Below are 23,357 nucleotides of genomic sequence, written 5' to 3'. Positions count from 1 at the left end.
CCCGGGGACGGTGGACGCGGACGTGGAGGCGGCTGTGCGCCGCCCCGGCTCTCCGTCCGTCATCGACGCGCAGTCAGCGCCGACGCGCGGTGGCGGCGGCGCGGTTGACCAGCGCGACCAGGAGCGCGGCTGCGGCGAGCACGAGCGCCGCGACGCCTACGGCGAGCGACACGGCCGCCGGCGGGGCGGTGTCGCGCTCGGCGGTGCCGTCGGCGACCGGCATGCCGTGCTCGTCCACCGCGCCGCCGGCGTCGCGGTCCAGCCGTAGGACCACCGCCGGGTTCTCGGGTTCGGGCTGTCCGGGCTCGGGTTCCTCGATCCATCGGGCGATCTGCCCGTCGGAGTAGGTCTGCAGCGCCTTGAAGACCATCCGGTCGCCCGAGTTCGGCAGTGGGCCGAGCGAGACCCGGAACTCCTGGAACTGGGCGCCGTCGATCGCCGCTTCCGGAGTGAGTGCGGTCCAGGTGACGGCGGTCACGGGCTGGCCGTCCGACGCGTCAGCGGCGCCCGGCTCGGCCCGCTCGACCTCGGCACGCCAGCCGGCGAGCTCGTGCACGGCGGCGGAGTCGACCGGCGCCGAGGTGGGCAGCAGGAGACGTATCCCGACCGTGGTGGCGTCCGCGCGTTCGTTCGGCACCCGGAACGTCAACGTGGTCGTCGTGCCGGGGGCGGCCTGCGCGGGGCTGACCGACACATGCCCGTACGCCGGTCCGGCTGCCACGGCGGCGCCGGCCATGCCAACCAAGAGAAGGACGATGCTTCGTACCGTTCGACCTGTCACCGGTTCACCTTTCGGTCGGTCCGCCTCAGGCGGTCCGTCGCTTGATACCACATGTGTGATCCGCGCCTTCCGAGCAGCTGTCACCAACGACTTGGTGCGCGATAGCTGAGTTCACCGGCCGAGGCGACGTCGACGATGCGCTCGGACTCCAGGGCGACCTCGTGGACCGTGACGTCCATGCCTTCGAGGACACCGCGGATGGTCACCTGGCAGTGCTGGCAGTTCAGGTCCGGCACGTGGAACATTCCGCCGGTGTCGCCGTCGACGTTCGACGTGTCGTGCGGCTCCTCGACGACGTCGAGGCGGGCGACGACGGCGGCGAACGTTTCGGCGTGGACGTCCACCACCGCCGGCAGTACGGTCGGCAACGCCAGGCAGCGGGGCAGCGCGCGGATCGAGCAGCGCGTACTGCCGGGAGATCAGGTCGCGACCTGGCACTGCACCGGATCAGCGCGCCCAGCGCCGACGCCTGACCGGGCACGGGCGCACTGACGTCGCGTCGCCCGCCCGGCGCGCTGTCGGGCCGTGAACGGCTCACCCGCCGTGGGACGGCCCGACCCGGGGGAGGGCGTCGCCGAGCAGATCGGCGTCGAGGTCCATCCCCACCAGTTCGTCCTGGCCCCGCGCGCCGTGCCGCCCCCACCGCCACAGCAGCACGGCGAGCAGGAGCAGCATGCACGTCTCACCGATGGCCAGCGCCAGGTAGCCGCCCAGCCGCTGGTCCGCGGCGAGGTCCCGCACCCAGGGAAGGTCCAGACCGGTATAGAGGTTCCCGCTGGCCGGACCGTTGCCGATGAGGTCACTGCTGTTGAGGATCGCTGCCGCGAACGCCACACACGACGGCATCGCGGCCATCAGCGCGCCGAGGCGGAACAGCCCGGGATTGGCGCGGGGAAGCGGATCGACGCCGGCGACGAGCCAGGCGAACCCGAAGCCGATCACCAGGAAGGCAGTGTGCACGGCCGTGTGGGCCCAGTGATAGCGGATCGAGAAGCCGAACAGATCCGTGAAGTAGAGCAGGAGCGGCGCCCCAGCGAACACCACCGTGCCGGCCAGCGGATGGGTCAGCAGCCTGGCCACGGGACTGGTGCGCAGCGCCTCGGCCCACTCGCGCGGACCGGGCAGCCGACCGTCCACGGTCGAGGGCAGAGCCGACGCCACCAGGGTGAACGGCGCGCCCAGGACCAGCAGCAGCGGTACCAGCATGCCCAGGGCCATGTGGGAGCCTGTCTGTAGGCTGAACATCGCCGGGGCGTAGCGGCCCAGCCCCGATGAGGACACCACCAGCAGCGCCAGGCAGCCGAGGCACCAGGCGACGCAGCGACCCACCGGCCATCGCGTCCCTGACCGGCGCAGCCGGCGGACCGCGACGAGGTAGCCGGCACCCAGCGCCACCGCCACCGGCGCGAACAGCACATGCACGCGCCACTGTCCCAGCAGCACCAGCGCGGTCGGCGCGTCGGTCAGCTCGTAGCCGAGCAGTGTCTCGTGCCCGGTGGGCTGCCGGAGCAGGAACTTCGGTGCCGACAGCCGCGTCAGGCCCACCGACAGCCCGTACGCGACCAGGACCAGGATCAGCTCGGCGGCGACCAGCCGCAGCGCCGGCCTGGAGCCTGTGACGGGCCGGCCGACGCGCCCGCTGAGCCGCAGGAGCAGGAGCCCGAGGGCGGCCAGGACCGCGACCTTGGCGAGCACCACGCCGCCGTACCCGCTGGTCAGGACTGTCGCGCCCGGGGCCAGGATGCCGGCGTCGAGCAGGCCGGAGGCGGCGACCACCACCGCGCAGACCGCAGCGAGGCGTCGATAGCGTCGCCATGCCTCCTCGCTGCGGCCGCCGCGGGCGCGCAGCACCGCCAGCAGCGTGCCCACCCACACTGCGGCTGCCACCACATGGATCATGAGCGCCAGGGTGGCTAGGTCGTGCCCGTCCTGCGAGGCGGAGCTGCCGACGGTCAGCGGCGGCAGCAGCCCGATCAAGGCCACCGCCAGGAGCCCGGCGTGGGTCCGCCACCGCAACGCCCGCGCGGCGCCGACGGTGACCACCGCAGCGCACGCGGCGGTGACCAGCCACGCCCTGGGCGCGCCGAGGGCGTCGACCAGGACGAGGAACGCGTCCGGTCGCAGCGCCCGGGACAGCGCGAGGCCGGCCTTGTCCGCCGCGTCGACCGGCGCCAGGACCAGCGCGGCTGCGAGCCACACCGCGCCTGCCCGCGCTGCGGTGCGTCGCGCGGCGTAGCCGGCCGGTGCGGCGACACCGGAGGTCTGCGGGCGGGTGAGGAACGTCGCGAAGACCAGCGCGCCGACGCACACGGTCGCGCTGACCGTGGCCAGCAGCCGGAACAGGGCGGCGCAGGTCTGCGCCAGCCGACCCGGGTCGGCGACGCCCAGCGCCGCGTACGGCTGACCCAGCAGGCCGGCCTGGACGGCGAGGCCGCCCATGATCACGGCAAGCCCGGCACCGGTCAGCCACAACCACGCGCCACGCGACCAACGGGGCTGCGGTACTCCGACCGTGAGGCGCCGCGCCGTCCAGCGGCTCGGGCGGTCGAACGACGGCACGCTGTCCAACTCGGTACCCATCAGTTGGCCGACATTCCTCTCCCGGTAGCGTCGTGGCCGAATCGAATTCCGGGGGGTAGCCGCTGCGCTCCGCCCGGAGGCGGCGACGAGATTCCCTCGTCGGGCCGCGCGAGCGATCGTGGGATCTGATGAACTATTCGACACCGACCATCGGCGACGTCGTCTCCACCTGGAGCGCCGAACCTATCACCCTGGCGCTGGTCGCCGCCGCTGCCACCGCCTACGGCTGGGGGATGGTCAGGGTGCGCGCCGCCCACCCGGCGCGGCCGTGGCCACTGGGCCGGGCGGCCTGCTACTACGCCGGACTCGGTGTGATCGTCATCGCCCGGCTGAGTCTCATCGGCACCTACGATGAGGCGTTCTTCTGGATCCACATGATTCAACACCTGTTGCTGATCATGATTGCCCCGGTGCTGCTGATCCTGGGACGACCGCTGATCCTCGCCCTGCACTCGACCCGTAATCCCTGGCATACCAGGATCAAGCGCGCACTGCGCTCACCCGTGGTAACGGTGCTCACCTGTCCGTTGGTGGCCGTTCCCGCCTACGCGGCGATCGTCGTGATCACGCACCTGACCTCCTTCAACACGCTCAGCATCGAGAACCCGGCAGTGGATGCGGCCGAGGAACTGGCATACCTGACTGTGGGCTATCTCTACCTGCTCTCCGGCTTCGGTGACGAGCCGATCCGGTGGCGGCTGTCCCGACCGGTCAAGATCGTGATCATTCTCTTCTCCATGCCGATCGACACGTTCACCGGCGTCTCGCTGCTGATGACCACCACGCCTCCGTGGCCCGCCTACGCGCGGCACTACCCGGGCTGGGGTCCGGATCTGCTCACCGACGTGCACTGGGGCGGAGCCATCATGTGGGTCGGCGGTGACGCGATCATGATGGTCTTCGTGGTCATCGCCGCGATTCCCTGGGTCCGTACCCTCGGCGGCGCCGGTGTCCGCCTGCGCTGGATCGAGGCGGCCCGCCGGCAGAACATGGCCCGATACCAGGCCGCGTCGCGGCGGCCCGACATCTCCCTGCGCCGCGACGTGGACGACGATGACGTGGCGCTGGACGCCTACAACGACTGGCTGGCACGCATGGCGGAACGGGACGCCGCCCGCGCCGCCCGTCCACCCGAGGGATGACCGCCTGATGCCGACCCCGCAGATCGCGAACCCTCGACGGAGCGAATACTACGAGCGGTAGGATTTCGGGTGAGCGCATCTCTCCACGCCCGGTCAGGCCGACTCGACGCGGGCACGCGGAGCGCCCGACCACCCCGAGACGCCGACCGGAAGCCACGTCGGCGGGCGCGCGATGCCGAGACACCGGGCACGCGACCAGCCCTGAGCAGAGACCGAGGCAGAGTTGAAGACTCTCACCGACACCTCGAACAGTGTCGAACTAGCCGTCACCGGGATGACCTGCGGGGCCTGCGCGGCCCGGGTCGAACGCCAGCTCAACAAGCTCGACGGCGTCGAGGCGACGGTCAACTACGCGACCGACCGGGCCATGGTCCGACTGATCAAGCCGGTCCCCACCGCGGACCTGATCGCCACGGTGGAGAAGGCTGGCTACCAGGCCGCCCCCGTGCAGACCGCCGCGCCCGCCGACGAGGAGGAGGACGGTCGGGTCGGTGACCTGTGGCGGCGGCTGATCGTCGCGCTGCTGGTCGGCGTGCCGCTCGCAGACCTGTCCATCACGCTCATCCTGGTGCCGAGTATCCGCTTCTCCGGCTGGAAGTGGGTGCTGCTCGCGCTGGCGCTACCGGTCGTGACCTGGTGCGCCTGGCCCATCCATCGGCGGGCGGTCGCCGCCGCCCGGCACCGCACCAGCTCGATGGAGACCCTCGTGTCGCTGGGGGTGATCTCGGCGACTCTCTGGTCGCTCTACACCATCTTCGGACGTGACCGAAGCGAGGATCACCACGCCGGTGGCTGGGGACTGCTCTTCCAGCCCGAGGGCTCCATCTATCTCGAGGTCGCCGCCGGCGTGGTCATCTTCGTCCTGGCCGGCCGGTTCTTCGAGGCACGGGCGAAACGGGCGGCGGGAGACGCCCTGCGCGGTCTCGCCCGTCTCGGTGCCAAGCACGCCACCGTGCTGCGGGACGGAGTCGAGCACCGGGTGCCGGCGGGGGAGCTGCGCGTCGACGACGAGATCGTCGTTCGTCCGGGCGAGACGGTCGCCACCGACGGTGTGGTCCTCTCCGGCGCGAGTTCGGTCGACACCAGCGCCATGACCGGTGAGTCGATCCCCACCGAGGTCGGCCCCGGAGAACCGGTGACCGGTGGGACGACGGTGCTGAGCGGTCGCGTGCTCGTCCGCGCCACCCGGGTCGGCGGTGACACCCAGCTGGCGCAGCTCGTGCGGATGGTGGAGCGCGCCCAGTCCGACAAGGCCGATGTGCAGCGCGTCGCCGACCGCGTATCGGCCGTCTTCGTACCGGCGGTCATCGCCCTGGCGAGCATCACCGGGGTGGGGTGGGCACTCGCCGGCGCTCCCGCCGAACGGTTCGTCGGCACCGCGCTCGCCGTACTGATCATCGCCTGCCCGTGCGCGTTGGGCCTGGCCACCCCCACGGCCCTGCTGGCCGCGTCGGGCCGGGGAGCGCAGCTCGGCATCTTCATCAAGGGACACCAGGCGCTGGAGTCGGCTCGCTCGATCGACACGGTCGTGCTCGACAAGACCGGCACCGTGACCACCGGCCGGATGGTGGTGGCCGACCTCTGGGCCGCCGAACACCTGCCGCGGGTGAGCCTGCTCACCCGGGCGGGAGCGGTGGAGAACGCCGCGGAACACCTCGTCGCCCGGGCCATCGCCGACTACGCCCGCGCCGAGGTCGGCGACCTGCCGGAGGCGGAAGACTTCCGGGCGCTGCCCGGCCTGGGCGCCTGCGGCGTCGTCGCGGGCCAGCCGGTGCTGGTCGGATCGCCCCGGCTGGTGGAATCCTCCGGCATCGCGCTCCCGCAGGAGGTCCGGGACCGGCGGGCGGCCTGGGCGAGCAAGGGCTGCACGTGTGTCCTCGTGGCCGTCGACGGAACCGTCGCGGGGGCGCTGGCGCTGACCGACACGGTCAAGCCCAGCGCGGCGACTGCGGTGGCCCGACTCCGGGCGGCGGGACTGCGGACGGTGCTGCTCACCGGGGACAATCAGGCGGCGGCGGCCGCGGTTGCCGCCGAGATCGGGGTGGACGAGACCATCGCCGAGGTGCTGCCGGCGGACAAGGCCGCGGTCATCGAAGAACTCCAGCGTGCCGGCCACTCGGTCGCGATGGTCGGTGACGGCGTCAACGACGCGCCGGCGCTGGCCCGCGCCGACCTCGGCATGGCGATCGCGACCGGCACCGACGTGGCGATCGGCGCGGCGGACATCATCCTCGTCCGGGACGACCTGCGGACGGTGCCGGCCGCGGTGGCCCTGGCCCGGCGGACGCTGCGCACCATCCACGGCAACCTCGGCTGGGCGTTCGGATACAACGTCGCCGCCCTGCCGATCGCCGCCGCCGGACTGCTGAGCCCACTGGTGTCCAGCGCCGCGATGGCCCTGTCGTCCCTGCTGGTGATCTCGAACAGCCTCCGGCTGCGGAACTTCCGGCTGCCTTCCACCGACCGGACGTCCCGGATGAAGTAGCCACCCGCCGGGAGCCGGACCCCATCGCGCGACCGACCTGGCGGGGGAACCCGTCGACAAGGGAGGGCGGAGCCGATGGGTCACCGCTCTGAACGGTACGACATCGCCGTCACCCGGGCCGCCGGCCACCGCGATCGCCCCGGCAACGTGACTGCCGGGAACTTCTGTCCGACGAACGCGGACTAACCGAGCAGTGACATTCCTCCGGCCACGCTGTGCGGGCCGGCTGCTCCGATCGGACGGGCATGACCCCTATGTACGATCCTGTCACGCCGGCCCGGCGGCTTTCGTGACCAGCCTTGCGATCTTCCTGGCCATGATCGTCCTCGCCGCCGTGCTGGTGCGGACGGTGGACCGGAGTGAACCGGACGCCGAACCGCCGGACGACGGCTTCGAACCGTGTGCCGCCGGCACCGACATCGTCACCCTCAACGGCTTGGTGACCCCGTGCGGCCGGATCGTGTCGCTCGCCGCCGGCCGGAGCCGGACCCGCGCGACGACGACCACCGCGCGACAGCGGCCACGACCGGCCGCGCGCCGGACAGCCCCCGGACCCACCGTGCACCACCGGGAGACGGGCGGACCGCCCCGGCACGTGCTTCGCCCACAACCGCGTCCGACCCGCGTGGGCGAGACGATCTCCGCCCCCGGACCCCGGCGCCGCTCCCGACCGCTGATCATCGGGACGGGGGTGGTCCTGTTCACTGTGGTGACCGCAATCGCGCTGCCCGCCGCGGCGGCGCGCATGACCTCCGACCGGGACTTCTGCCCACGTCGGGCGTCGGTGACCATCAGCAACCGGGGGCAGACCCTGGACGCGTGGCTCCGGCGCGACACCGGTGGCCTGTTTCTCCATCTCTGCTGGCGCGGCGCGGGCGATGACGAGGTGATCCAGTGGGCGGCGACCGCGCAGGACGGTGTCACCGACAGCCGGGCCAGGGTGGCGGTGTTGCCACTGACCGGCCGCACCGCACTCGGCAACGCTAGCCTCGCGCCCGGCCGGGACTGGACGCTGACGTTCGAGGTGAGCACGAGGGCCGGAGGGCGCGCCCTGATGGCGACCACGGTCCGGACCTAACCGCAGCGGGAACTGACGGACACCGTCGAGCGACCAACCGCATGGTGGCGTGCCGCACCCGGACTCCGGCACGGACCGACGACCGTCGAGAAGGTTGGACGATGCCGAAGACCCGCCCGAACAATCCGCGAGCCGCCGCCGCGCCGGATCGCCGCTCCCAGCGCGACCGGCGGGCCGGCGGCAGAGCGGCCCGCGCCATGCAGAAGCGTGGCCTGAGCACCAACACCAAGGTCACCCTGGGGCTGCTCGCGGTGGTGCTGGTTGGCCTCACCGCGCTGTTCGTGGTCGTGCAACGCCAGTCGGGCAAGGCCGGGCAGGCGTCCGCCGAGCGCCTGGTTCGGGCCGACAGCCACCGGCTCGGCACCGCCGGCGACAGCCGGGTCACCCTGGTCGAGTTCCTCGACTTCGAGTGCCCCGCCTGCGGTCAGGCGTTTCCCCAGGTCGAGCGGCTGCGCTCGGAGTACGCGGGACGGATCACCTACGTGGTGCGCAACTTCCCGCTGTCGGTGCACGCGAACGCGGAGAACGCCGCCCGGGCCGCCGAAGCCGCCGGCAAGCAGGGCAAGTTCGAGCAGATGTACGTCAAGCTGTTCCAGACTCAGAGCAGCTGGGGCAACCAGCAGCAGGACCAGGCCGCCGTCTTCGCCGGCTACGCCGAGCAACTCGGACTCGACATGAACCGCTACCGCAGCGACGTGTCCGACGAGTCGACGGCCGACCGCATCCGGCAGGACCAGCAGGACGGCACCGCAGCCGGGGTCCAGAGCACCCCGACGTTCTTCCTCAACGGTGAACGCTTCGACGGCCCGGCGACGTACGCCGCCCTCAAGAGCGCCGTCGACGCGGCGCTGAGCGAATGAACGCCGACGCCCCCGTCGCACCGGACCTGCGTGATCCGCCCGCCGGAGGCGCGGAACCCTTCGCCGCCCAGATCGTGCCCTGGATTCTGGCCGTCGGCGGTGGCATCGGGCTGCTGGCCGCCCTGACGCTGACGATCGAGAAAGTCAACCTGCTGACCGATCCGGCGTACCGCCCCTCGTGCAGCATCAACCCGATACTGTCCTGCGGCTCGGTGATGGTCACGCCGCAGGCGTCGGCCTTCGGCTTCCCCAACCCGCTCATCGGCATCGTCGGCTTCAGCGTGGTCACCACCGTGGGGGTGCTGCTCCTGGCGCGCGTCGGGCTGCCTCGCTGGTGCTGGCTTGGCCTACAACTGGGGGCCACCTTCGGTGTGCTCTTCGTGCACTGGCTGATCTACCAGAGCGTCTACCGCATCGGCGCGCTGTGCCCGTACTGCATGGTGGTCTGGGTCGTCACGATCGCTATCTTCTGGTATGTCACGCTGTACAACCTGCATCGCCGGCACCTGCCCGCGCCGGCGGCGTCGACCGTGTTGGTGCGGCTGCACACCGTCGGGCTCGCCGTGTGGTACTTGGTCATCGCGGTGTTGATCGGGATCGAGTTCTGGTTCTACTGGCGGACGCTGCTCATGTGAGCGGGTCGGGGACCGGATGCGGCCTGCGCGGCGCTCGCTCAGACGGGCGCGGTTGCGATATGAGGACGCGGCAACCGCCATACGTCGGAGATCCGGGCCCGTGCGTCTGTGGCCACCACCGGTCGTGAGGCGCGTCAACCATTCATCAGCACTAGCATCGTCGCCATGCCGCCGGCCATGGCCGCGTAACTGGCCAGGTGCAGCCGGTGGCCGGCACCCGTCGCGGCGCGGTACAGCCACCACAGCGCCGTACCCGCGGCAAGCACCACGAACCCGACGTTGACCACGTCCGCCCACATCGGTGTCGCTGTCGGTGCCGTCGCGGAGCTTCCCCCGCCGTGCGAGTGTCCCGCGCCTCCGCCGCCGGTCGCCATCTCCGACATCAGCGTCGGCATCGCCGCGAGCATCCAGATCATCGCCACGGCCATCCCCACGTGGCCGAGCAGGTCGACGCGACTCGACGCGGCGCGCGCTCGCCGGTAGGCGGGCAGTAGTGACAGGGCGAGGATCGCGAAGATGGCGACCTGCGCCCAGGCGACCACGCCCTCGACCATCACCCAGAGCATGAGGATCATCGCCGCGCTCATCACGCCGTGATTGATGTGGACCAGGTCGACGTCGGAGAGTTCCCGGTCGCCGACGGTTCCTCGGCGGCGGATGAGGAGACCACCGGCGCAGACCAGGCCGGTCACCAAGAACACGATCGTCAACGCAGGAACCCACGGGGCCTCAAGCACGACTACAACCTAGGCCAGATGACCTGGGAATAGAAAGCGACGCCGACCGAGAGGGGCGAACTTCCTTGACCGCCACAGAAACCGCCACACCGCCCCCCGCCGAGGCGCCGCCGTCGCCGGCCAGGCCCAGGAGGACCAACTGGTTCGCTGCGTTCTGGCGCTGGCACTTCTATGGATCGCTGATCGTCATCCCGGTGCTCTTCTGCCTCGCGGTCACTGGCATGACCTATATGTTCCGCGATGAGGTGGACTCCCTGACCCATCCCGGCGTGCTGAAGGTGTCGGTCGCCGACGGCGCCGAGCGGACGGCGCTGTCGGCCCAGGAAACGGCCGTCCGTGCGGCGTTTCCGGATCGTTCCATCCTGTCCGTTCAGGACGGCGCCGGTGACCGAGCGACTCTCTTCGTTGCAGGGCTCGAGGACGGCGGCAGCACCAACATCTACGTCAACCCCTACACCTCCGCCGTCACCGGCGAGCTCCGTCAGGAGCAACTCGTCTCGACCTGGGCCGAGCGCATCCACGGCGACCTGCTCATTGGCGAGGACGGCGTCGGCGACCGCATTGTCGAGCTCGGTGCCTCCTGGGCGATCGTGCTGACGATCACCGGGTTCATTATCTTTCTCCTCGGCCGTCGCGCCCGCAGCGGTGCGCGAGCCAAGGGCAAGCGGGGCGCCCGGCTCCGCGGCTGGCACGCCATCGTTGGGCTCCCCGTCGGTCTGGGCATCCTGCTGCTTGTCGTCTCAGGCCTGCCGTGGACGGGTTTCTGGGGTGCCAAGGCCCAGCAGGTGGCCGTTCAGGGCGGTTCCGGGCTCTGGGGTGACGATCCTGGCGCGGAGTCCACCATCCGGCAGCAGATCGAGGACACCGACGGCCAGTCGGCTCCCGCCGGGTGGGCCTCCGGCAACGCCCCGCAGGGCACCAGCACGGGCACCGGCACACCGATCTCGATCGACAGGGCGGTCACGGCGGCTCAGGTTCAGGGTGCCCCCGGACCGTACCTGATCATGTATCCCGAGGGCGAAAAAGGCGTGTTCAGCGTGATGAGCAGCCAGTGGTACAACGTCGGCAACCCGGCCGAGTCCGACGTCAGCAAGGAAACGACCATCCACGTCGATCAGTACAGCGGCGACATCGTCGGCCAGTACGGCTACGACGACTACAGCGCCGCGGCGAAGGTGGTCTCACAGGGCATCGCGCTGCACGAAGGACGACGCCTCGGGACGCTCAACACGATCCTGTCCACGCTCTTCTGCCTCGCGGTGATCTTCATGTGCGTCACCGGCCCGATGATGTGGTGGACCCGCCGTAGCACCGCCTCCGGGCTCGCCGCACCTCGCGCGAAACTCCCGGTCTGGGGCAACTGGACCCTGCTCGGTGCGATGGCGGTGCTCGGCGTCTTCCTGCCCCTGTTTGGCCTGTCCCTGCTGGTCATCCTCGCCCTGGATCAGTTCCTGATCCGCAGGCTTCCCGCACTCAGGAGCTTCTTCGGCACCGTCTGACCCTCACCGGTGCCGACCGCAGCCGTCGCGACAGCACCGCGGCCTGCGCCACCGGACCGGTGCCCGGGAACCCTTCCCCGGTGAACCCGGCGGCGTCCACCAGCGGCACCCCTCGGCGGCCGCTCCACCCGTGGAGCGGTCAACCGGGCCACGTCGGCGGCCAGGGTCGACCCGCGTAGGTGGTTGGCGGGCCGTGCGCGGAGGCGTCAACCGGCGGGCGGGCCAAGGACCTGGACGTGTTCGATGAGCGCCGGACCGCCGTCCCAGACCAGGGTCAGCGTGCGTTCCGATCCGGTCAGCGCCACCGTGAACGGTCGGGTCTGGGTCGGCCACGGCCACTCCTGGCCGACCCACGCCCGCAGCGGTAGACCGTCGCGCAGCAGGGTGAACGTGTGGGTACCCGGATCCCGTAGGCCGACCGTGAGCAGAGCCTGGCGGGTCGGCAGGTGCGCGGCCAGGTCGAGCCGCAACTGGTCGCCCGCCCGCATCAGATACCCGGCCGGGTGCACCTCGGCCCGGCCACCATGGACACCGACCACCAGATCGGCCAGCCGGTCCAGATCGTCGTCGGGGGCGAAGAAGGGCCGACGGGAGCCCGGTCGCGCCCACGCCGTCGGCTTCTCTCCACAGTGGATGTCGATGGTGGCGCCCCGATGTAGCCGGGTGACCGCGATCGACGCCTCGGTCCATTCCGCGCCGTCGACCATTACCTTCCGAGGGTACGGGCGGGACGGGGTCCGGTCGTGCACGTGGATCACGACCGGGGGCGCGCCGATCGGCCGCAGCCGTACCCGGTCGACGGTCGGCACGCCGATGAGCATCTGCCCGGATCCGGGCTGGAAGGGCGCCAGGCCGATCACCCCGAACAGGTGCCAGGCCGACATCTCGCCGTTGTCCTCGTCGCCGGGGTAGCCCTGCCCGATGGCCGAGCCGAGGAACAGTCGGCGGACCGCGTCGGTGACGATCTCGACGCCGCGCCACGGACGGTCGGTGTATGCGTACATCCACGGCACATGGTGGCCCGGCTGGTTCGACGGCCCCCACATGCCGCGCCGCACATCGCGGGCCTCCGGCATCTCATGGATCACCGAACCGTAACTGCCGGCGGACTCGGCCCGGCCGGTCTCCGGGGTGGCGAAGTACTCGTCGAGGGCGTCGCCGAACGCGGCTGGTCCGCCGAACAGAGCCGCCAGACCGTTCCCGTCGTGGGTGGCTGGGAACCGGGATCCCCAGGCGTTGGTTTCGGTGTGCCCACCGCCCCAGACCCGAGGGTCGAACGGCTCGTCGGCCCAGCCGCCGTGCGCGTGGCGTGGCCGGAAGAACCGGCTTCGCGGATCCCACAACGACCGGTACGCCAACGCCCGGACCGCCAGGTAGCGGGCCTCGGCCAGGAGCTGCTCCCGACGCTCCCCGGCGGACTGGTCGGCCACGGCCCGGGCCAGCACCGCCGCGCCGGCATCGCAGATGGCGCCCTCCAGTGTCCAGGACACCGACTCCGGGTGGGTGGCGTCGACGAAACCCCGGCGTAGGGACGCAGGCATCCCACGCCGGCCGAAGCGCGGATCGTCGCTGGCCGCTGTCGCGTCGCGCAGGGCCGAGGCGTACGCCGTGGGCAGGTCGATCCCGGCGATGCCGGAGGCGACCGCGTCGGCGGTGATCACCTCCAGGCTGGTGCCGACCATCGCGTCCAGTGGCGTGCCAGCCGTCCATCGGGGCGACCAGCCGCAGGCCCGTACCTGTTCGAGCAGACCATTGACCAGGCCGCCGGCATGCTGCGGCAGCAACAGGTGGAAAGCTGGCCAACAGGTGCGGTAGGTGTCCCAGAATCCGTTGTCGGTCAGCATGCTGCCCTGGCCGACGGCTCGCCCGGTCCGTCGGTCGTCGTCGGCCCGCTCGCGTCGGGTGGGGTGGGCGTAGCGCCGGCCGTCCGGGGTGTCCTCGTCATGTCGGGTCGGATACAGCGACAGCCGGTACAGGTCGCTGGCCAGCAGAGCGGTCAGCTCCGCATCGGCATCGGGGGCGGCCACCAGATCGACCAGCCCGTCCCACCGGCGGCGGGCGTCGTCGGCCAGCGCGTCGAGTGGCCGGTCAGCCACCTGCGTCTGCCGGGCGTGCTCGGCCTGCTCCACCGACAGCCACGACAGTCCGCATTCGATCCGCAGACTGGCGCCGGGGCGGGGAACCACGGTGAACAGCGGACCGTCGGGACGCGGGTCGGGCTCCAGGTCCGCCCCGCTGAGGCGGATCGCGGCGTACCCGCGTAGCGGATCGTGTTCGTGCGGGCTCGGTGTCACGCTGCTGGCCAGCAGCAGGTGATCCCCGGCGTCAGTGAGCTGGTGATGCTCCACGATGCGCAGCGGCGCCGCCAGGCCGGTCAGGTGGAGCCGGCCCGGCCCGGGAAGCGTCGCCTCCAGCAGAATCGCGTGGCTGGTCGCCGTGCCCCGCGCGACGATGCCGGACCGGGTGCCCACCGCGTACCGATAGGGTCGGGCCTCTTCGTCGTCGTGGCTGAAGGGTTCCGGCAACGGCAGACCGTCCTGATCGGACAGCAGGCCGAGCCGGAAGGCGACCGCCCCGCGGTCGCCGATCCAGATACTCGGCGCCCGCGTGGCCAGGAAGCCGACGAGGGCCGGGCCCGGCCCGGGACCGTGCGCGTTCCACGAGTACGTCCAGTGCGGATTGCTCAGGTCCGTCGCCGGAGCCAGATACACCCCGCCGTGCGGTACCCCGGTCACCGGTTGGGTGTTGCCGCGTGAGCGGAGCGGGCTGGACTGGCTGCCCCGGGTGGTGTCCACCAACGCGCTCGGGCCGGCCGCCGCATCCGGGGGAGCGGGGCGCCGGTGGACCGCGATCCCGTCGAGCCAGCCACGCAACACCGGGCCGGCCGGCCCGGTGCCGGGCGGCGGGTCGACCACCAGCCGGGCCGCGACGGCCACCCGTCCGGCGAAGCGGCGCAACGGAATCCGGCGATGGTTCCACTGGTCCGGGACATCGACGTCGGCCCGGCATCGAGGCTGGTTGGACACCCCGGCCGGGTCGGGTGCCGCGTCGTCCAGCAGGCGACTGCCGTCGTCGAAGATCAGGTCGATGCTGGTGGCGGCCGAGCGGAAGGCGTCCCGCACGTCCGTGGCAGCCGCGTCGAACTGCGGAAAGACGTACCAGTGCAGTTCGTCGTCACTGGCGACGGTGGCGCCCAGCCAGGGCAGCGCCACGTCCACCTCGATCCTGCTGGTCAGGTCGGCTCCGACCTCGTACCGCAGGCACCGGGTGCTGACCAGACCGCAACCCGCGGCGGCCGCCGGCGCCTGGGGCGGGCCCGCGTCGTCACACAGCGACAGGTCTGTCATGCCGGCGAGACATCCTTCAGACCGCGGAAGGTGTGGTCGGCCACGGTGGCCGGGTGGGCCCAGCGGAGCACCGACCGGAGCGCGTCGACGGTGAACGCGGCCGGGTCCGCCGTGCGTACCCGCGTGGACCAGGTCTCTCCGGGCAGTAGGGTGACCAGGTTCGACGACGCCCATGCCGTCGGGTCGATCTCGTCGACCGCCAGGAACAGGTCGCGCACCAGCACGTCGGCGCTCACCTCGACCCGCACCCCGTCGACCGTCGCCGTCGAGGTCACCGCGAACCGGGGGACCGCGGCGCCGAAGTCCCGGTCGGTGGCGCCGAGCAACACCGACCGAAGGTCAGCGGCCGTGGCGATCAACGCCTGGTCCGCCGGCAGCGGATGGTCGGCCAGGAGCGACGTGGGCACCGGAACCGAGACCGCCGCGTTGGCCGGACACTCGATCAGCACCTCGTCGGCGCCGAGCCGCTGCCGCCGGCTCCACCGTTGCACCGACACGGTGACCGTCCACGGGTGCGGGGTCTCGTTGTAGGCGGACACCCGTGGTCCGCCGGCTTCGTGGCGCAGGATCACCGCCTGGTCCCGGTAGGCTTCCCGCACGGCGTAGGCGACCGGCTTCCACCGGCCCTCGTAGTCCAGCAGCGACCACGACATCGCCGGCCAGCAGTCGTTGAGCTGCCACACGATGGTGCCCCGGCAGTAGGGCGACAGTGACCGGAAACGTTCGATGCCGTAACGCACGGCCCGGGCCTGGTCGAGCTGCGCCAGCCAGTACCATTCGTCGAAGTCGACGGGCACGCCGAAGTGCTCGGCCAGCACCTCGTTGATCCGTTCGGTGCCGCCGTGTGCCTTCTGCCGCTGCGCCACACCGGGGCTGAACGGGTGCGGCCGCTCGTCGTGCACCACCCGGTCGAAGGTCGGCCGGCTCGGCGGTCCCTGGAAACCGAACTCGGACACGAACCGCGGCCGCACCTCGTCGTAGGCCCGGTAGTCGGCGGGCAACCAGCAGTGCACCACCCCGGCGCCCGGGTCGTTGGGGTCACGCCAGCGGTCGCCGGAGGACGGGCTGCCCGGCAGGTAGGTGCGGTACGGGTCCAGGTCGGCCACCACCGCGGGCAGCAGGTCGAAGTAGAGCCCCTCCCCCCAGGTGCGTCGGCCCACCACATGCTCCCAATCGTGCAGGAACCAGAACCACAGGTTCTCATTGTTGCCGTTCCACAGCACCAGACTGGGGTGCGGCATCAGACGGGTGACGTTGTCCCTGGCCTCGGCGGCGACCTCGGCGCTGAACGGCGGTTCCTCCGGGTACGCCGCGCAGGCGAACAGGAAGTCCTGCCACACCAGCATCCCCAGTTCGTCGCAGGTGTCGTAGAAGTCGTCGGACTCGAACACCCCACCGCCCCAGACCCGCACCAGGTTCACCCCGATGGCCAGGGCCGCGCTGATCCGGTCGTGGATGCGGGCCCGGTCCACCTTGGCGATCGACACGTCGTCGGGGATCCAGTTGGCCCCCGTGACGAACAGCGGGCGGTCGTTGACGGTGAACCCGAACGAGATCCCTCCGGCGTCGTCGGGCTCCTGTTCGACCCGTACCGTCCGGAAGCCGACCTGTCGGGTCGCGGTGTCCAGAACCGTGTCCGCGTGGCGCAGCACGGCGGTGACCGGGTACCGGTGCCGTGGACCCATTCCCGCCGGCCACCACAGCTCGGGTTCGACCACGTCGACGCTGCCGCGCACCCGGTCCTGCTCCGGCGGGACGGTCAGCGTCACGGTGGTCGCGGCCACCGTGACCTCGACGGTCAACGTCCGACCACGGCCGCTGGGCGCCCGTTCGACCTCCAGGTCGATGTCGACCCGGCCGTCCCGGCCGACCAGCACCGCGGACGGGCGCAGGGCGGAGATCCGGGCGGTGTCCCAGGCCTGAACCGACACCGGCCGCCAGATCCCGGCACCGGTGAGCGCCGGGCCCCAGTCCCAGCCGAAGTCGCACGCCTTCTTCCGGATGAACGGCGGCAGCGGACTGAATGCGCTCGGCAGCGCTCCCAGCCGGTCCCGCTGGTCTTGCGCCTCCCGCACCGGTGATGAGAGCAGCAGTCGCAGGCGCATGCCCCGGTGTGCCCGAAAGTCGACCGGTACCCGCCAGCTGCGGTGCATGTTCGTGTTGGTCGCGATCCGGGTGCCGTTGACCCACAACACGGCCACCGTGTCGACGCCTTCGAAGACCAGGTCGACCCGCTCCCGCGCGGGGACCGGCTGGACATGGGTGGTGTACTCCCAGTCCGATTCCCCGATCCATCCGAGAATATCCGAATTGTCGTCTTCCATCGGATCTGGGATGACTCCGGCAGATTCCAGCGCCATGTGAACATCGCCGGGTACCGGCGCCGGAATCGGGGCGTCCCGCGCGGTCGACGCCCGGTCGGGGCGGGGGCCGGCGGCGTGGCGTAGCTGCCAACCGTGGCAGGCGGGGGTGGTGATGAGCACGAGGCGGTCCTTTGCTGGTCCGGTTCGGCAAGCCCGGGACTGGCTCTTGCGTCGAGTCGCGGGACGTGGCATTTTGCTTGCCAAAGCGCTTTGGCAGCTCGGGTGCCCGACGCTAACACCACTCGCCACCGCCGGCAACACGGCGGGCAAGGGAGTTCTCCATGACGTTTCGACGCATCAGCAGGACCCTCCTGGGGGCTCTGGCCATCGGCGCTGTTGTCGGCGCCAGCCTTGCCGGCTGTACCTCGAAGACCTCGGCGGAAGCGCCCGACGAGCCGGCCACCATCGTCGTCGGCAACCGGCCCCCGGCGACCGAGCAGGCGCGCCGCGACCTGTTCGACAAGGAGGTCGCCGCGTTCCAGGCGGCGAATCCGAAGATCACCGTGCAGACCACCGAGGAAGGTTGGGACGCGCAGACATTCGCGGCCCGCCTGGCCGCCGGCAATTTGCCGACCGTGCTCGGCGTACCCTTCACCGAGATGCGGGGCCTCATCGCCCGCGGACAGGTGGCCGACCTGACCACGGCCATGAAGGACGCCGGCGTCACCGCCGACCTCAGCCCCGAACTGCTCGGCGTCGTCACCGGTGCGGCCAACCACTACTACGGCGTGCCGACGTCGGCGTACGCGATGGGCCTGATCTACAACCGGGCGCTGTTCCAGTCAGCCGGACTGGACCCGGACAAGCCACCGACGACGTGGGACGAGGTCCGGCAGGCTGCGCTGCGTATCAAGCAGAAGACCGGGAAGTACGGCCTGGCCCAGATCACCACGGACAACCAGGGTGGCTGGGTGCTCGGCGCCGAGATCGCCTCCCGGGGCGGCAGCCTGGTCAACGAGGACGGCACCAAGGTCGCTTTCCACAGCGCCGAGAGCGTGGCCGCGCTGAACCTGCTGCACGACATGCGCTGGGTGGACCAGTCCCTGTCACCCAACGGTCTGATGAACGCGCAAGCTCTGGCTCAGGCGTTCGGCGCCGGCCAGGTCGGCATGTTCGTTCTGCAGTCCGACGCGTTCTCCCCGATCACCGAGCTGCTGAGGTTCCCGGCCAAGGATTTCGGCTTCGGCGCGATGCCCACCGCAACCCCTGGCGCGGCACCGGTCACGTTGTCCGGCGGCAACGTCGACATCGTCAGCCCGAAGGCCTCCGCCGCCCAGGTGCGGGCGGCCGTGCGCTGGATCAAGTTCCACGAACTGCTCCGCTACACCGACCAGGCCACCGCGGTCGCCACCGCGACGGCACAGGCCAAGCAGGGTTCCGCCGTGGCCATCCCCGGCCTGCCGGTGGTCACCAAGAGCCTGTACGACCAGTACCTCACCTGGATCTCCGGGGTCAACAACGTTCCGGTGGCCAACTTCAAGCCCTACCTCGATCGGATCGGCGACCAGAAGGTCCAAGGTGAACCGCCGGTCAGGGGCCAGGAGATCTACGGCACGCTCGACCCGGTCGTGCAGGCCGTGATCACCCGGCAGGACGCCGACCCGGCGGCTCTGCTCGCAGCGGCGGAGACCACCGCCGCGAAGCTGCTCAGCCGCTGAGCTCTGAGCCGCCGAGCCTGAAGCGAAGGTGAAATGAGTCGCGATGACTGGAGGAACTGCCGGTGACCAGACCAGCGTCGGGTGGTCGACGCCGACGACCCGCCGACCTCACCGCTGTGGTGGTGGCCCTGCCCGCCCTGCTGACGTTCGCGGTGTTCTCCTGGTGGCCCATCATTCGGGGCCTGTCCATGAGCGTGCACCGTACGACGTTCGTCGGGCCGGACGCCTGGGCTGGTCCGAACAACTTCGAGTACGTCCTGACCGATCCGCGGCTGGTGACGGCGACGCTGAACACCGCTGAGTTCGCGGTGTTGGCCATCGTCTTCGGCTTCCCTCTGCCGTTGACGTTGGCGGTCATCGTGTCGACCGTGTCGGGACGGGCCCGGCGGCTGTTCGCCGCCCTGGCCTACCTTCCGGTCATCGTTCCGCCAGTTGTCGCGATTCTGCTCTGGAAGCTGCTGTTCGACCCGGGCCCCACCGGTCTGCTCAACACGGTCCTCGGTGCGGCGGGGCTCGGCCCCTTCGCCTGGCTCAACTCACCCGAGCTGGCGATGCCGTCGATCGTCGCGCAGGCGACCTGGGCCGGGGCCGGCACCAGCGTGTTGATCTACCTGGCCGCGCTGACCTCGGTGCGCGCGGAACTGTATGAAGCGGCCGCGCTCGACGGCGCGGGCGTGCTCAACCGGATCTGGCATGTCACCCTGCCCCAGATCCGCAACGTCATCCTGGTGATGCTGCTGTTGCAGATCATCGGGGCGACCCAGGTGTTTACCGAACCGTTCCTGATGACCGGAGGTGGGCCTGAGGATTCGACGCTGACGATCCTGCTGCTGATGTACCGCTACGCGTTCGGAGGCGAGGGTGACTATGGCGCGGCCACGGCGCTGGGTGCGCTGCTGGCGGTCGTGCTGGCCGCGTTGTCGGGGATCTACCTTCGGCTGACCAGGCGGTGGCAGCAGTGAGCAGGGGAGCGGCAATGCACCGGAAGGCACGTGAGTCCGAAGATCCTGGGCTGCTCACTCCCCAGGAACGGCAGGACCCGCGCAAGGCCCGGTACCTGCGTCTGCTCCACGGTCTCGTCCTTGTCGGCATCTTCGTGGCCGGTGCCGGACCGGTGCTGTGGCTGGTCGCGGCGTCGCTGGGGACCACTCAGCAGACCCTGCGTCAACCGATGTCGGTGCTGGGTAACCTGGGTCACTGGGAGAACTACACCCAGGCGACGAGCGGCGTCGACACGATCCGGCTGATCAGAAACTCGGTGATCGCCGCGCTTGGGTCGATGGTCATGACGGTGCTCATCGCCCTCAGTGCCGGTTACGTGATCGCCGTCCTCCGTCCGAAGTGGGCACCGGTGTTCAACGCCGGCATCCTGACGACGATCTTCATCCCCTCGGTGGTGTCCCTCGTCCCGCTGTACCTGACCGTCGTGGACCTGTTCGGCACCGGGTTGAGCCTGCAGAATACGTTCTGGGCGGTGTGGCTGCCGGCGGGGGCCAACGCCTTCAGCGTCCTGTTGACCACCAGCTATCTGCGCGGGCTCCCGCGGGAGCTGTGCGAGGCGGCCAGCCTGGATGGTGCCGGACCGATCCGGACCATGGTCTGGGTGGTGCTGCCGTTGTGCCGACCGATCCTCGGGGTGGTCGCGTTGCTCGCGGCCATCGGATCGTGGAAGGACTATCTGTGGCCGTCGCTGGTGCTCAGTGACCCGACCCTGCGTCCGGTGTCGGTGGCACTCCCGGCGATCGAGAAGAGCACCGAGCTGTCCACGTTCCTGGCGGCACTGGTCCTCGCCTCGATCATCCCCATCGTCGTCTTCATGATCTTCCAGCGGCAGTTGCTGTCGTCCGCCGGCTTCAACGCCGGGGTCAAGGACTGATCACATCCCATTCACTCCACCACCAGTGGCGAACCCTCGTACCGGGAAGGCATGCCCATGTCCGTACGCCGACTCCACCTCGGAAGCTCTCGGACCGCACTGCTGAGTCTGTTGTGTGCCTCGGTCGCCGCCGGCGCCGGGCTGTCCCTGGCCAGTCCGGCGCAGGCCGCGGCCACCACCTACTACGTCAACTCGGTCTCCGGCAACGATGCGGCCGCGGGCACCGGCCCGGCCACCGCCTGGAAGACGTTGTCCAAAGTGAACAGCACGACCTTCGCGGCCGGCGACACGGTGCTCTTCGCCCGGGGTCGCAGTTGGGCCGGGCAACTGGCCCCGAAGGGATCCGGCAGCGCGACCGCCCCGATCACCATCTCCGCGTACGGAACCGGGGCGCTGCCCCGGTTCGATGGGCACAGCTTGGCCGGTGGCGCGGTGGTGTCGCTGCAGAACCAGAGCTACTGGACCATTCAGAACCTCGACATCGTCAGCGACTCCGGAGCGGACAACTTCGGCAGCCTGACGGTCGACGGTGTCGCACGGGCCGGCATCCAGGTGCGCAACACCGTGGCCAACAGCACGGTGCGGGGCATCGTCATCCGCTCCAACACGGTGCACGACGTCAACGGGTGCTTCCACTGCACCGGCATCGACGCCCACGTCAACGGCGGCATCGTGGCCGACACGACTCAGTTGGGCGCCAACTTCGACGGCCTCACCGTGGAGAACAACAGGGTCCAGCAGGTCGGCCGGACCGGGATCGTGGTGTGGGACGCCAGCTACTTCACCACCGATCAACTCGTGGTCGTGCAGTCGGCGTTGTCCACCCGGGTGGTGGTCCGGGGCAACACCGTGATCGATCCCGATTCGGACGGCATCCTCGCCTTCGGCACCGATGGCGCGCTGCTGGAGAGCAACGTGGTCCGCGGCGCGGGGCAGCGCACCATCGTCGGCTCGACCATGGCCGCTTCGGCGGGTCTCTGGCCGACCCGGGCGATGAACACCATCGTCCAGTTCAACGAGGTGTCCGGCACCCGGTTGCACGGCACCGACGGTCAGGGCTTCGACGTGGACCTGGGCAGCTCGAACACCCGGGTGCAGTACAACTACTCGCACGACAACGAGGGCGGCTTCCTGCTGCTCATGGGTGGCTATTCGAACAGCACGGTGGCCCGCTACAACCTCAGCGTCAACGACGGCTGGGGCGGCCAGAAGGGCGTGATCACCTTCTCCTACGGCGTTCCGGCCCCGGTGCGCATCTACCACAACACCATCGTCATTCCGAGCGGCTCGCCGGCCAACCCCATCCACTGCGACGGTGACGCCGGCGCCTGCGCCCCGACCACGCCCGGTACGTGGTATTTCGTGAACAACATCGTGGCCAACCACGGCACCGGGCAGTACACGTTCCCGGGGCTGGGCACCAACGCGATCTTCTCCGGGAACCTCTTCTCCGGCAACCATCCGGCCAGCGAACCGGCCGACCCGCAGAAGATCACCACCGATCCGCACTTCGTCAACCCGAACGCCACCGGCAACGGCTTCGCCGTGGCCCAGGGCTTCCGGTTGGCAGCCGGTTCGCCGGCGATCTCCACTGGCCAGGTGGTGCCGGCCAACGGGCTGCGCGACCTGTTCGGCAACTGGCTGCCGACCGCCTCGGCGCCCAGCCGCGGTATGCACGAGGCGGCGCCGTCGGCCGCCCCGGCCCCCCTGGTCGATCTGGCCGACGACTGGCTGGTCAGCACCGGACACCCGGCCAACGCCACCATCGACACCAGCGGGCCACTGTCCAACTTCGACGGTGACCCGTCCCGGTTCAGCAGGTCCGACGCCGCCGCCGGTTGGCTCCGGTGGGCCGCCTTCGCCGGCGACGCGGTGACCGTGCGGACCTACCTGTTCGCTCAGCAGCCGACCGCGCTCACCGTGGTCGCCGTCGACGCCACCGGAGGCACGACGACGGTGGCGACGTCAGCCTCTGCGGCCGTGGCGACCACCAACGGGTGGGTCCGGCGGACCATCACCTCGGCGGCGCTGCCGGCCGGCACCGTGGCCGTCGAACTACGCACCGCCGCCGTGCAGTCATGGGCGGTGCAGATCGGCACCGTCACCATCGATTGAAACTCGGCATACCGCTGCCACCGACCGAACCCGAACCCACGGTCGGATCGTGACCCACGGTGGCGCGGCGGCGTCTGGTGGGCGGCCTGTCGCGGGCCGCCCACCGACAGTCGTCTGTCCGGCGTACGAGCTTCGGAGGTCGTCCTCAGTGGATCACGAATGGTCGGCGGCGCTGATCGGGGCGCCGGAGGGGTGGCCGGG

16 protein-coding genes are annotated in these 23,357 nt (G+C 70.7%); 10 read left to right on the top strand and 6 right to left on the bottom strand.

Features of this window, described 5'->3' with window-relative positions:
* Positions 1-73: 73 nt before the first annotated feature.
* From ACFT41_RS25320 to ACFT41_RS25310, 3 genes are all read right to left on the bottom strand, one after another.
* Complete coding sequence (locus ACFT41_RS25320) at positions 74-736, bottom strand: YcnI family protein (protein WP_377587704.1); 663 nt, start codon at positions 734-736, stop codon at positions 74-76.
* 125 nt (positions 737-861) lie between these two features.
* Positions 862-1,149 (bottom strand): hypothetical protein, encoded by a 288-nt coding sequence (locus ACFT41_RS25315; protein WP_377587703.1) that lies wholly within the window; start codon positions 1,147-1,149, stop codon positions 862-864.
* Positions 1,150-1,315: 166 nt separating this feature from the next.
* Positions 1,316-3,361, bottom strand: a complete 2,046-nt coding sequence (locus ACFT41_RS25310) for a cytochrome c oxidase assembly protein (protein ID WP_377587702.1) — start codon at positions 3,359-3,361, stop codon at positions 1,316-1,318.
* 128 nt (positions 3,362-3,489) lie between these two features.
* Between ACFT41_RS25310 and ACFT41_RS25305 the strand changes: the two genes are divergently transcribed.
* The 5 genes from ACFT41_RS25305 (at position 3,490) to ACFT41_RS25285 (ending at position 9,561) form a co-directional block, all read left to right on the top strand.
* The gene (locus ACFT41_RS25305) at positions 3,490-4,503 is read left to right on the top strand and encodes a cytochrome c oxidase assembly protein (RefSeq protein WP_377587701.1); all 1,014 of its coding nucleotides are present in this window, start codon (positions 3,490-3,492) and stop codon (positions 4,501-4,503) included.
* A 223-nt stretch (positions 4,504-4,726) separates the two neighbouring features.
* Complete coding sequence (locus ACFT41_RS25300; RefSeq protein WP_377587700.1) at positions 4,727-6,988, top strand: heavy metal translocating P-type ATPase; 2,262 nt, start codon at positions 4,727-4,729, stop codon at positions 6,986-6,988.
* A gap of 289 nt (positions 6,989-7,277) precedes the next feature.
* Complete coding sequence (locus ACFT41_RS25295; RefSeq protein ID WP_377587699.1) at positions 7,278-8,066, top strand: hypothetical protein; 789 nt, start codon at positions 7,278-7,280, stop codon at positions 8,064-8,066.
* 101 nt (positions 8,067-8,167) lie between these two features.
* Complete coding sequence (locus ACFT41_RS25290; RefSeq protein ID WP_377587698.1) at positions 8,168-8,926, top strand: DsbA family protein; 759 nt, start codon at positions 8,168-8,170, stop codon at positions 8,924-8,926.
* Positions 8,923-9,561, top strand: a complete 639-nt coding sequence (locus ACFT41_RS25285) for a vitamin K epoxide reductase family protein (protein ID WP_377587697.1) — start codon at positions 8,923-8,925, stop codon at positions 9,559-9,561. The genes ACFT41_RS25290 and ACFT41_RS25285 overlap by 4 nt, the downstream gene beginning before the upstream one ends.
* Positions 9,562-9,695: 134 nt before the next feature.
* Here the strand turns inward: ACFT41_RS25285 and ACFT41_RS25280 are convergent, their stop codons facing one another.
* On the bottom strand, positions 9,696-10,262 hold the full coding sequence (locus tag ACFT41_RS25280) for a DUF5134 domain-containing protein (RefSeq protein ID WP_377587713.1): 567 nt from the start codon (positions 10,260-10,262) through the stop codon (positions 9,696-9,698).
* Positions 10,263-10,363: 101 nt separating this feature from the next.
* Between ACFT41_RS25280 and ACFT41_RS25275 the strand changes: the two genes are divergently transcribed.
* Positions 10,364-11,797, top strand: coding sequence for a PepSY-associated TM helix domain-containing protein (locus ACFT41_RS25275; protein WP_377587696.1), 1,434 nt, complete (start codon positions 10,364-10,366; stop codon positions 11,795-11,797).
* 206 nt (positions 11,798-12,003) lie between these two features.
* Here the strand turns inward: ACFT41_RS25275 and ACFT41_RS25270 are convergent, their stop codons facing one another.
* Together ACFT41_RS25270 and ACFT41_RS25265 are read right to left on the bottom strand one after the other, a co-directional pair.
* Positions 12,004-15,144 (bottom strand): GH92 family glycosyl hydrolase, encoded by a 3,141-nt coding sequence (locus ACFT41_RS25270; RefSeq protein ID WP_377587695.1) that lies wholly within the window; start codon positions 15,142-15,144, stop codon positions 12,004-12,006.
* Positions 15,141-17,699: a glycoside hydrolase family 2 protein gene (locus ACFT41_RS25265; RefSeq protein ID WP_377587694.1), complete on the bottom strand. Its 2,559-nt coding sequence runs from the start codon at positions 17,697-17,699 to the stop codon at positions 15,141-15,143. The genes ACFT41_RS25270 and ACFT41_RS25265 overlap by 4 nt, the downstream gene beginning before the upstream one ends.
* A gap of 89 nt (positions 17,700-17,788) precedes the next feature.
* Between ACFT41_RS25265 and ACFT41_RS25260 the strand changes: the two genes are divergently transcribed.
* The 4 genes from ACFT41_RS25260 (at position 17,789) to ACFT41_RS25245 (ending at position 23,156) form a co-directional block, all read left to right on the top strand.
* Positions 17,789-19,165 (top strand): ABC transporter substrate-binding protein, encoded by a 1,377-nt coding sequence (locus ACFT41_RS25260; RefSeq protein ID WP_377587693.1) that lies wholly within the window; start codon positions 17,789-17,791, stop codon positions 19,163-19,165.
* 122 nt (positions 19,166-19,287) lie between these two features.
* Positions 19,288-20,127 (top strand): carbohydrate ABC transporter permease, encoded by an 840-nt coding sequence (locus ACFT41_RS25255; RefSeq protein WP_377614009.1) that lies wholly within the window; start codon positions 19,288-19,290, stop codon positions 20,125-20,127.
* A 14-nt stretch (positions 20,128-20,141) separates the two neighbouring features.
* Positions 20,142-21,041, top strand: a complete 900-nt coding sequence (locus tag ACFT41_RS25250) for a carbohydrate ABC transporter permease (protein WP_377587691.1) — start codon at positions 20,142-20,144, stop codon at positions 21,039-21,041.
* Positions 21,042-21,152: 111 nt separating this feature from the next.
* Entirely contained in the window at positions 21,153-23,156 is a 2,004-nt protein-coding gene (locus tag ACFT41_RS25245) for a right-handed parallel beta-helix repeat-containing protein (protein ID WP_377587690.1), read from the top strand.
* Positions 23,157-23,357 lie beyond the last annotated feature (201 nt).

This window comes from Micromonospora sp. NPDC057141, from assembly GCF_042670805.1.
Lineage (GTDB): Bacteria > Actinomycetota > Actinomycetes > Mycobacteriales > Micromonosporaceae > Micromonospora.
This window is presented reverse-complemented; position numbering and strand designations above follow the sequence as displayed.

Bases quoted from the DNA above. Each gene is read 5' to 3' on its own strand.
- ACFT41_RS25265 (WP_377587694.1), bottom strand. From the start codon at position 17,699: ATGCCACGTCCCGCGACTCGACGCAAGAGCCAGTCCCGGGCTTGCCGA.
- ACFT41_RS25310 (WP_377587702.1), bottom strand. From the start codon at position 3,361: ATGGGTACCGAGTTGGACAGCGTGCCGTCGTTCGACCGCCCGAGCCGC.
- ACFT41_RS25320 (WP_377587704.1), bottom strand. From the start codon at position 736: ATGGCCGGCGCCGCCGTGGCAGCCGGACCGGCGTACGGGCATGTGTCG.
- ACFT41_RS25260 (WP_377587693.1), top strand. From the start codon at position 17,789: ATGACGTTTCGACGCATCAGCAGGACCCTCCTGGGGGCTCTGGCCATC.
- ACFT41_RS25285 (WP_377587697.1), top strand. From the start codon at position 8,923: ATGAACGCCGACGCCCCCGTCGCACCGGACCTGCGTGATCCGCCCGCC.
- ACFT41_RS25250 (WP_377587691.1), top strand. From the start codon at position 20,142: ATGCACCGGAAGGCACGTGAGTCCGAAGATCCTGGGCTGCTCACTCCC.
- ACFT41_RS25270 (WP_377587695.1), bottom strand. From the start codon at position 15,144: ATGACAGACCTGTCGCTGTGTGACGACGCGGGCCCGCCCCAGGCGCCG.
- ACFT41_RS25290 (WP_377587698.1), top strand. From the start codon at position 8,168: ATGCCGAAGACCCGCCCGAACAATCCGCGAGCCGCCGCCGCGCCGGAT.
- ACFT41_RS25305 (WP_377587701.1), top strand. From the start codon at position 3,490: ATGAACTATTCGACACCGACCATCGGCGACGTCGTCTCCACCTGGAGC.